The 9,735-nt window shown below is 63.9% G+C and carries 9 protein-coding genes; 4 read left to right on the forward strand and 5 right to left on the reverse strand.

The features are described 5' to 3' along the window. Window positions 1-118 precede the first annotated feature (118 nt). Window positions 119-3,610 carry an indolepyruvate ferredoxin oxidoreductase family protein gene (locus WA702_RS04490; RefSeq protein WP_425109332.1) on the reverse strand — a complete coding sequence of 1,164 codons (3,492 nt, stop codon included), beginning with the start codon at window positions 3,608-3,610 and terminating at the stop codon, window positions 119-121. Between the two features lie 293 nt (window positions 3,611-3,903). Between WA702_RS04490 and WA702_RS04495 the strand changes: the two genes are divergently transcribed. After that, window positions 3,904-5,103, forward strand: a complete 1,200-nt coding sequence (locus tag WA702_RS04495; RefSeq protein WP_425109340.1) for a c-type cytochrome — start codon at window positions 3,904-3,906, stop codon at window positions 5,101-5,103. A gap of 217 nt (window positions 5,104-5,320) precedes the next feature. Further along, window positions 5,321-5,737: a hypothetical protein gene (locus tag WA702_RS04500; RefSeq protein ID WP_425109333.1), complete on the forward strand. Its 417-nt coding sequence runs from the start codon at window positions 5,321-5,323 to the stop codon at window positions 5,735-5,737. Between the two features lie 70 nt (window positions 5,738-5,807). Here the strand turns inward: WA702_RS04500 and WA702_RS04505 are convergent, their stop codons facing one another. The 4 genes from WA702_RS04505 to WA702_RS04520 form a co-directional block, all read right to left on the reverse strand. Further along, window positions 5,808-6,050, reverse strand: a complete 243-nt coding sequence (locus WA702_RS04505) for a hypothetical protein (protein WP_425109334.1) — start codon at window positions 6,048-6,050, stop codon at window positions 5,808-5,810. A gap of 285 nt (window positions 6,051-6,335) precedes the next feature. Next, entirely contained in the window at window positions 6,336-6,464 is a 129-nt protein-coding gene (locus WA702_RS04510; protein ID WP_425109335.1) for a hypothetical protein, read from the reverse strand. 404 nt (window positions 6,465-6,868) lie between these two features. Continuing rightward, window positions 6,869-7,684 (reverse strand): isocitrate lyase/PEP mutase family protein, encoded by an 816-nt coding sequence (locus tag WA702_RS04515; RefSeq protein ID WP_425109336.1) that lies wholly within the window; start codon window positions 7,682-7,684, stop codon window positions 6,869-6,871. A 63-nt stretch (window positions 7,685-7,747) separates the two neighbouring features. Then, on the reverse strand, window positions 7,748-8,062 hold the full coding sequence (locus tag WA702_RS04520) for an NIPSNAP family protein (protein ID WP_425109337.1): 315 nt from the start codon (window positions 8,060-8,062) through the stop codon (window positions 7,748-7,750). 73 nt (window positions 8,063-8,135) lie between these two features. Between WA702_RS04520 and WA702_RS04525 the strand changes: the two genes are divergently transcribed. Then, window positions 8,136-8,834, forward strand: coding sequence for an ArsR/SmtB family transcription factor (locus tag WA702_RS04525; RefSeq protein ID WP_425109338.1), 699 nt, complete (start codon window positions 8,136-8,138; stop codon window positions 8,832-8,834). Window positions 8,835-8,987: 153 nt separating this feature from the next. Then, window positions 8,988-9,735, forward strand: a 748-nt coding sequence (locus WA702_RS04530) for an alpha/beta fold hydrolase (RefSeq protein ID WP_425109339.1), incomplete at its 3' end; no start/stop codon positions are given.

A 9,735-nucleotide genomic window follows, 5' to 3' on the forward strand; every position in this document is an offset into this window, starting at 1 on the left:
TCCGATGGAGGTCGTAGGGTGGGCAAAGCGAAGCGTGCCCACCATAATCATTTCTGCCAGATGGCGAGACGGTGGGCACGGCGCTTCGCGCCTTTGCCCACCTTACTTCATTTCCCAACTACTCCGCGGCCATCTGCCGTGGGGCCGGCGGCGGGTTGGCGAGGTCGGCCACGAGTTGCGCGTGGCGCGCCTCCGCCTCCTTGACCGACTTCTCCTTCACCGGGCCGTAGCCGCGGATGCGGTCGGGCAAGGACAACAGCTCGACGGCGATCTCGGCATTGGCAGGCAACAGCTGCGCGAGCACGCTGGCGACATCCTTCTCATAGGCCGGGATAAGGGCGCGCTCCATCTTGCGGTCGGCCGTATAGCCGAAAATGTCGAGCGGCGTGCCGCGCAGACCCTTGAGCTTCGCCAATAGGCGGAAGTTCTTCATCATGCCCGGCCCGAACTCGCGCTTCTTCGGACGTCCTTGCGGATCGAGGCCGCTGTTCATGATCGGCGGCGCCAGATTGAACTTGATGGTGTAGTCGCCATCGAACGCATCGTGGAGCTGCTTCTCGAAGCTGCCGTCGGCGAACAGCCGCGCCACCTCGTACTCGTCCTTGTAGGCGAGGAGCTTGGCATAGTTGATCGCGACCGCGCGCGGCAGCGCCTCGCCGTAGCCACCCTTGTCCGCGGCGTCGCGCGCCTGGTCGACCAGCTTGCGGTAGCGCTTGGCGAGCCGACCGTTCTGATACTTGGTCAGGAACTCGGTGCGGTGGGCGATGACCTCGTCGAGCGACATCGCATCGAGCGATTTCGGCGCCTCGGTCTCGTCGTGGCCCTTCATCATGTCGGTGAGACGCGCGGGATCGACCACCGCAAGGCGGCCGAGCCGGAAGGCTTCCGTGTTCATCTTGACCGCAACGCCGTTGATGCCGATCGCCTTTTCGATGGCCTCGGCCGACAAGGGCAACAGCCCCCTCTGATAGGCGTAGCCCATCATCATCATGTTGGTGGCGATGGAATCGCCGAGCAGCGCTTCGGCCGGCTTGGTGAAATCCAGGAAGTCGGAATCCTTGCGCAGCGCCGTCTCGAGCACGTTCGCGACCTTGCGGTTCTGGAAGTTGAAGTCGCGGTTGAGGATGAAGTCCGCGGTCGGGATCAGATGGCTGTTGATGACGCCATGGGTGCGCGCGCTGTCGCACAGCATGATGGTCTCTTTGGAGCCGGCGACGACTTCGTCGGCCGCGATCACCAGATCGGCGGTGCCGGTAACGATGCGCGAGCAGGTCACATCGGCCGTGTGCTCCGAGAGACGGACATGGCTCAGCACCGCGCCGCCCTTCTGCGCCAGGCCCGACATGTCGAGGATCATCGAGGCCTTGCCCTCGATATGCGCGGCCATGCCGAGCAGCGCGCCGATGGTCAGCACGCCGGTGCCGCCGACGCCGCCGACCGCGATGTTGTAGGGCTTCTCGACCGTCGGCTTCGACGCCGGCTCCGGCAGCGCACCGATTTCGCCGAGTTCGGCCGGCGCGCGCGAACGCGGTTTGCCGCCGTCGATGGTGACGAAGGACGGACAGAAGCCCTTCACGCAGGAATAGTCTTTGTTGCAGGAAGACTGGTTGATGACGCGCTTCCTGCCCAGCTCGGTCTCCAGCGGCTCGACCGAGATGCAGTTCGACTGCACCGAACAATCGCCACAGCCTTCGCAGACCGCGGGGTTGATGAAGACGCGGCGCTGCGGATCCTCCATGGTGCCGCGCTTGCGGCGTCGGCGCTTCTCGGCCGCGCAGGTCTGCACGAACACGATGGCCGAGGCGCCCTTGGTCTCGCGCAAGGTCTTCATGACGTTGTCGAGCTCGTCGCGATGCGCCGTCTTGACGCCGGGCGCGACGGTGTCGGCCGGATAGGCGTCGGGATTTTCCGAGACCAAATAGATTGCGCGGATGCCCTCGGCATGGAGCTGATAGGTGATCTGCTGCGGTGACAGATCGCCGTCATGACGCTGGCCGCCCGTCATCGCGACAGCGTCGTTGTAGAGGATCTTGTAGGTGATGTTGGCCTTGGAGGCGATCGCCTGGCGGATCGCAAGACTGCCGGAGTGGAAATAGGTACCGTCGCCGAGATTGGCGAAGATGTGCTTCTCGTCGGTAAACGGCGCGATGCCGACCCACGGCACGCCCTCGCCGCCCATATGGGTGAAGGTCTCGGTCGAGCGGTTCATCCACAGCGCCATGAAGTGGCAACCGATACCGGCCATGGCGCGGCTGCCTTCGGGCACCTTGGTCGAGGTGTTGTGCGGACAGCCGGAACAGAAATACGGCGTGCGCGCCACCGGCGAGACCAGTTGCATCTGCGAGGCCTCGCGGCCGTTGAACCAGTCGGCTTTCGCGCGCAACATCTGCGCGATTTCGGGATTGAGATCGAGCCGCAGCAGCCGCTCGGTCAGCGAGCTCGCCAGCGAGGAGACGGACAACTCGGTGGCGAACGGCAGGAAGCGCTTGTCGTGGTCGTCCATCTTGCCGACGATGCGCGGACGGACGTCGTCGCGCCAGTTGAACAACTCCTGCTTGACCTGGTTCTCGACGATCTCGCGCCGTTCCTCGATGATGAATATCTCCTCGAGGCCGACCGCGAACTGCCGCACGCCTTCCGGCTCCAGCGGCCAGGGCATGCCGATCTTGTAGAGCCTCAGCCCGATCTTGGCCGCGACCTCCTCGGTGATCCCGAGCTCGCGCAGCGCCTGGCGGATGTCCTCGTAGCTCTTGCCTGACGCCATGATGCCGTAGCGGGCATTCGGGCTATCCATCGTGATGCGGTTGACCTTGTTGGCGCGGGCAAAGGCGATCGCGGCAAAGCCCTTATAGTCCTGCAGCCGGCGGTCCTGCTCGAAGCGGTCATCCGGCCAGCGCAGATTGAGTCCGCCCGGCGGCATCTCGAAATCGGTGGGAATGACGAATGGGGTCATCTCGTCATTGAGGTTGATCTCGGCCGTGGTCTCCACGGTCTCCGTGATCACCTTCATGCCGACCCAGCAACCGCTGTAGCGCGACATCGCAATGCCGAGCAGGCCCATCTCGATCATCTCGTGGATCGATGAGGGATAGAGATAGGGCATCAGCGCCGAGATGAAGGCGTGGTCGGATTGATGCGGCACGGTGGAGGATTTGGCGCCGTGGTCGTCGCCGGCGAGGCAGAGCACGCCGCCGTTCTTCGCCGAGCCCGCCGCATTGCCATGGCGGAACACGTCGCCAGAGCGGTCGACGCCGGGACCCTTGCCGTACCAGATGCCGACCACACCGTCATACTTGCCGCCGGGCGATAGTGCGAGCTGCTGCGAGCCCCAGACCGCGGTCGCAGCCAAGTCCTCGTTCACACCAGGCTGGAATTTGATGTTGTATTGCTCGAGGTGCTTGCGGGCGGCGAACAGCTGCTGGTCGTAGCCCCCGAGCGGCGAGCCGCGATAGCCGGAGATGAAGCCCGCGGTGTTCAGCCCGGCGGCGCGGTCGCGCCGGATCTGCGCCATCGGCAGCCGCACCAGCGCCTGGATGCCGGTCAGGAAGATGTGGCCGGAATCGGCGGTGTATTTCTGCTCGAGATTGATCGCGCCTTGGTTGATGCCCATTCCGCCCTCTTCCCTAAATTCGTCGCGCCTGCGCGTCCGGTGGTATCAACGCCTCAGACATCCACCGCTTTAGATGTAATCTATGTCGGTCGATGTCACGCATGCATCACAAATTTCGATGCATTTATAACGGCTTCGCTCCTTCGCAATTTCATGGCTGGGAATTCGCGTTGATTTTGCGATTGTGTCGTCGCAAGGGCATGCAGCGAAACGGCGTGCTAACCACTGATCTTCTTTTTTGCCGCCTTGACGGCGCGAGCCAAGTTCTTTTTGCTTGATGAGGTCTTGCCGTGATCCGAACGATTCTGGCCGGCCTATTATTGTGCAGTGCGATCACTCGTGTCGGCGCGGCGGAGCCGACCGAAGCCGCACGCGGCGAGATGCTCGCTGTAATCGGCGATTGCGGCGGCTGCCATACCGCCGATCCGGCCAGGCCGTTCGCCGGCGGCAAGCGAATCGAGACGCCGTTCGGCGCGATCTTCGCGCCCAACCTCACGCCCGAGCGCGACACCGGCATCGGCGGCTGGAGCGACGAGGATTTCCGCCGCGCCCTGCGCGACGGCATCGCACCCAACGGATCGCGTTACTATCCCGCCTTCCCCTACCCGCATTTCACCAAACTCACGCGCGATGACATCCTGGCGATCCGCGCTTATCTCGCCACCTTGCCTGCGGTGGCGAACAAGGTGCCGGCACCCGAACTGCGCTTTCCCGCCAGCTACCGGCCATTGATGCGGCTGTGGGATGCCTTGTTCTTCACGCCGGGCGTTCTGATCCCCGACCAAGCCAACAGCGCGGAATGGAATCGCGGCCGCTATTTGGTCGAGGGGCTGGGTCATTGCGGCAGCTGCCATACGCCGAAAAATCTGCTCGGCGCCGAGAAGCGCGGCGCAGCGCTTGCCGGCAGCGAGGTCGGGGGCTGGTTCGCCCCACGGCTCGACGGCGCCGATCGCAGCGGCTTGAGGGGCTGGAGCGCTGATGACATCGTCGAATATCTGTCGAGCGGCCGCAATGCCAAGAGCCATGCCGACGGCCCGATGGCCGAGGTGGTCGTCAGTTCGACCTCGAAGATGAATGACGCGGACATCCGCGCCATCGCGGTTTATCTCAAATCGCTGCCGGCAGGCGCTCCGGAGCCGACCGTCACGCCGCCCTCCGATGCCAGCCTGATTTCGGGCCAGACCATCTATGCCCATGCCTGCATCGCCTGCCATGAGGCCGACGGCTCGGGCTCGCCGCGGGTCTATCCGCCACTGCCGGGCAATGCACTGCTGCAGGCGCAGGATCCGTCGAGCACCTTGCGGGTGATCCTCGACGGCGCGGAGACCGTAACCACGGCCCGCGCGCCGAACACCGGCTCGATGCCGGCGTATGCACGTCAGCTCAATGACCAGCAGATCGCCGATGTCGCCAACTACATCCGCAACGCCTGGGGCAACTCCGCGCCATCGGTCACTGCCGATCAGGTCAACGCCGCGCGGCGCCACCCATGACAGCAGGGTGCAGCACGGTATCGCCCGGTGACCAATTCCACATTTCGTTCGCCCAGGGACTCACACTACCGAGAGGCTAGAGCGCGGCAGCATCCCTGACCGGATCGGCGTTGCCGCTGATGGAACTATAGAGTTCCACCGGAACAGATCGTGGGCGGCGTGGGTTGTCTGGCACAGTGACCCCAGGAGACGGAAGACCGGAGAAGAGGAGAAGGACATGGTCAACCCACGCATTCCGGACGATCGCTTTCCCAACGATCCCTACATGGCGGACATCAGCGGCATGCCGCCACGCACCCCGCAGCAGCTCGACGCGGATTTGCAGCCCGACCCCGAAATGATGGAAGGGCGAAGTTCAACCGGCAGGGTCGCGGCGTTCGCGGTCGGCATTGCCATCCTGCTCGCCGCGGTGTTCTACGGCCTGAACAATTCGTCGACCGGCAACAACCAGGCCAGCAACCCTCCGCCGACCCAGGCGGCGCAGACCCAGCCCGCCAACCCAGGCAACAAGTCGCCCGGTGTGACCACGGGTGCTGCGACCAACCGCCCGACGCCGCCGGCCAACAACGCGACCGGCACCGAGGTCGATCACTCGGCACCGCCGCCGAGCGGACAGAACAACAACACACACTAACGATAGCGTGAATCAGACTGACGATGCGGCAGGCACTCACCGTGCCCGCCGCATTTTTTTCAGCTGATACTCAGTCGAAGGCGGACGGAAGCTGGCCCTTGCGGAAGAACACCGTCGGTTCATCATCATAGTCGCCCATTTCAGGATCTCCGGTGGACGAGAATGCGACGACGCCGAGCTTGTTCAGCGCCAGTCTTTCCGCCGTTCGGAGCGCGCCCTCCGCCGATTTGCAGGCGATAGGCGCGTCAGACTTCAGATGTCCGCCCTTGCCGGCGTTGAATGCCTGCACGAAGTAGATTGTTTCGCGGGCCATGACGGCTCCTTCTGCGTGTCGGCCAGCGCGGCGGTCCCAAACGGTCGCCGGACATCGAAGTTGGAACGCGCGTGTTTGGTGGCGGGCTCAACAACCGCGGCAGATGTTCTTGTTTCTTCGCCGCGGTCCTGGCTCCTGCGGCGAGGAGATGGATCGTTGGACGCCCCGCGCGCGGCACCGTTCTCAACTGGCGCGGTTTTTTGCCAGAGTGGCAACGCAGCGCCGCAACACGCGCTTGCCGATGCTTTCGACCGCGCGGCAGTCCGGCTTTCGCCGAACACTCTCTCACTTCTTCTTGTCTGCAACCGGTGATGGTTGCCATCCGCCCGGCTTCTGGCTTGGCGCGGCGGCAATCTCCTTCTTTTTCTTTGGCTTCTTGGTTTCCCGATTACTTTTGCGCTCACCTCTGGCCATTTCGATCTCCCTTGGACTGCAGGTTATGAATGGGTAGCGGTTCTCTCCGGAATCGAGCTGGCCGAATTCATCTGACCGCAGGACCACCTCGCGGCGTGCAAATTCGCACGTCCATGTCGCCTTCCTGCAAGAACTCGTTGGTCGCCCTCAACGCTGCCGGCGCCGTCGCACGCCCGAATTGACGTGCCCGAACCGATGGTTTCCGCTGACGAGATATCGCAACTGCGCCCTATCCAGACAGGAAGCGCGGTGACGTGCCAGCCTAGGCCGACGTCTTGCGAATAGCGAGGATTAAATCTCCGGCGAGAACAGAGAACTAACCGTTGCGATGCGAACGTCGGAAACGCGAGCATGAGCTCGCCCGCCGCTGTTATGTCCAGCGGATATTGCAACGACGGGCCGCGCTATCCGAACATCTTGTTGAGCTCGCCGCCGGGATAACCGTTTGCAAGTTCGGTGAAGGTGCCTTGCTCGGCCATCTCCTTAGCCGCGCGCATGACACCGGCCCAGGCCATCCGCGCCAGCGAGCCGCCGACGCTGATACGCCGCACGCCAAGCTCCTCGGCCTGCTTCACTGACAGGCCGGAAGCGCCGATCAACAGGTTGACCGGCTTCGGCGCCACCGCCTTGACCACCGCTGATATCTCATCGCGGGTCTTGATCCCCGGCGCGTAGAGACAGTCGGCACCGGCCTCGGCGTAGGCGGTCAGCCGGTCGATGACGAGCGCAAGATCCGGCTGGCCCCACAGAAACGCCTCGCAGCGGCCGGTGAGCAGCACGTCGCCGCCGGCGGCATCGATCGCCTGCCGCGCCGCCTTGATGCGCGCGATTGCGACGCTCCGCTCATAGAGCGGCTTTGCCCTGTCGCCGGTGGAATCCTCGATCGATAGCCCGGCAAGGCCGGTCGCCACCGCACGGGTGACGTTGGCGGCAACGCCGTCGGGCGCATGCGCGAAGCCGCCCTCGAAATCTGCGTTGACGGGAATGTCGACGGCGGCGCTGATTGCCGCGAGATGCTCCAGCACCTCGTCCACCGTCACCTTGTTATCGGCTTTGCCGATGGTCCAGGCAAAGCCGGCGCTGGTCGAGGCGATCGCCTTGAAGCCGAGATGAGCCAGCGCCCTGGCGCTGCCGACGTCGAAAGGGTTCGGCAGCGCAAAGCAGCCGCTCTGATGCAAATTGCGGAAGGCTGCGCGCTTGTCCTTGGTCGAGACGGTCATGGGTTCTTCCCTTATCATTGAACGGTGATGATCCGATGGCGCATGCCAAACATAGCGACGTGCTTACGCCGGCGCCACCATTTGGCGCAGGAACGTGCGCTCCTCGGCCAGGATGAATTTGTGCTCCTCGGCAAAGGCGAAGTTCGACCTTGACTCGGCATCGGAGCGCAGGGACGCGCGATAGCGCTCGTAAGACGCGAGACTGTCGAACGACACCAGGCCGAAGGCGATGTTGTTGGTGCCTTCATGCGGCATGAAATAGCCGATGAGATCGCCGCCGCAGCGCGGAATGATGCTGAGCCATCTTGTGGCATATTGCTCAAACTGCTCGCGTTGATGCGGATCGATCTGATAGCGGATGAAAACGGTGACGGCCATGACAACCTCCGATATTGATGACATCCTCCAATAGCTGCTTGCGTGAACAGAATGCTTCGGCTAGCATCGAAGCATGAAATCAGGTCCCGACATCGCCATGGTTGCCGCATTGGTCGGCGACCCCGCCCGCGCCAACATCCTGACCGCACTTCTGTCCGGCAAGGCGCTCACCGCGAGCGAGCTTGCGCAGGAGGCCGGCGTCACGCCGCAGACTGCGAGCTCGCATCTGTCGAAGCTCGAGGCCGGCGGGCTGATCGAGCCGGAAAAGCAGGGCCGCCACCGTTACTACCGCCTCGCCGACCCCGATATCGCCGACGTGCTCGAGGGCCTGGCGGGACTGGCCGCGCGCACCGGCCACATGCGGGTGCGAACGGGGCCGAAGGAGCCGGCGCTGCGCCGCGCGCGGGTCTGCTACGATCATCTCGCCGGCGATCTCGGCGTGCAGATGCTCGACAGCATGACCAAGCAGAAGCTGTTGCGTCACCGCAAGCTGGAGATCACGCTGACCACGGAAGGCGAACGCTTTCTGAACAAGCAGTTGCAGATCTCGCCGGAGATGCTGGCGCATCCGCGCCGCCCGATCTGCAAAGCCTGCCTGGACTGGAGCGAGCGGCGGCATCATCTCGCCGGCACGCTGGGCGCGGCCTTGATGCAGCGTTTTACTGAATTGAAATGGGCGGCGCGCGACGCCGCGCCGGGCAGCCGGGTCGTGAACTTCACGCGCAACGGCGAGAAACATTTCACCAGGCTGTTCGGCAGCGCCGAACGCTAGGCCCACTTCGGAACCACGATCCGCACGAGGCGTCATCACGCGCTATTGTTCGCGCCCTCGCGCCGCCGCACGAACGCGGCAGGCCGCCATGCGTTGCAACGGCGGCGATGCGGTCATACCGGCATCATCATCGTCACCGCCTGGACCCGCCCAATGATCCGTCTTGTCCTCGGTGCGCTCTGCGCCGCCCTGCTCGCCACGTCAGCAATACCATCGCGTGCGACTGATGCGCCACCGCGCGAGCCCTATGGCGAAAACCTCGAAGGCTTCGCCTATCCATATCCGGTGCATCTGTTGCCCGTCACCAACGACGGCGAGCAGCTGCAGATGGCCTATATGGACGTCGCGCCTGACAAGCCGAACGGCCGCACCGCACTGTTGCTGCACGGGCGCAATTTTCCATCGAGCTATTGGGCGCCCGTCATCAAGACCCTGAGCGATGCTGGCTTCCGGGTCGTGGTGCCGGACCAGATCGGTTTCGGCAAATCCTCCAAACCCAACGGCGAGCTGCATTTCGACAATCTCGCCCGCAACACCATCGGGCTGCTCGATCATCTCGGCATCGCCAAAGCCGATGTGGTCGCGCATTCGCTCGGCGGCATGGTCGCGGTCCGGATCGCGCGCGCCTATCCCGACCGCGTCGTCCATCTGGTGCTGACCGCACCGATCGGCCTCGAGGATTACCGACTCTATGTTCCGCCGATCACGACCGAACAGATCCTCGAGCACGAGGACAAGCTGACGGCGGAGGGCTACCGCAAGCAGCTCGTGACAAATTACGCGCTGAAGCTGCCGCCGGACCAGGTTACGCCATTCATCGAGGCGCGCTTCAACATCAAGGGCAGCGCCGACTACGCGCATTGGCTGCGCGCCTACGTCGCGTCCTACCAGATGCTTTATC

Origin of the sequence: Bradyrhizobium sp. (assembly GCF_049798375.1) — a bacterium.
Classification (GTDB): domain Bacteria; phylum Pseudomonadota; class Alphaproteobacteria; order Rhizobiales; family Xanthobacteraceae; genus Bradyrhizobium.

Excerpts from the sequence above, each read along its gene's own strand:
- WA702_RS04490 (WP_425109332.1), bottom strand. The coding sequence starts at position 3,610 with ATGGGCATCAACCAAGGCGCGATCAATCTCGAGCAGAAATACACCGCC.
- WA702_RS04500 (WP_425109333.1), top strand. The coding sequence starts at position 5,321 with ATGGTCAACCCACGCATTCCGGACGATCGCTTTCCCAACGATCCCTAC.
- WA702_RS04505 (WP_425109334.1), bottom strand. The coding sequence starts at position 6,050 with ATGGCCCGCGAAACAATCTACTTCGTGCAGGCATTCAACGCCGGCAAG.
- WA702_RS04510 (WP_425109335.1), bottom strand. The coding sequence starts at position 6,464 with ATGGCCAGAGGTGAGCGCAAAAGTAATCGGGAAACCAAGAAGCCAAAG.
- WA702_RS04515 (WP_425109336.1), bottom strand. The coding sequence starts at position 7,684 with ATGACCGTCTCGACCAAGGACAAGCGCGCAGCCTTCCGCAATTTGCAT.
- WA702_RS04520 (WP_425109337.1), bottom strand. The coding sequence starts at position 8,062 with ATGGCCGTCACCGTTTTCATCCGCTATCAGATCGATCCGCATCAACGC.
- WA702_RS04525 (WP_425109338.1), top strand. The coding sequence starts at position 8,136 with ATGAAATCAGGTCCCGACATCGCCATGGTTGCCGCATTGGTCGGCGAC.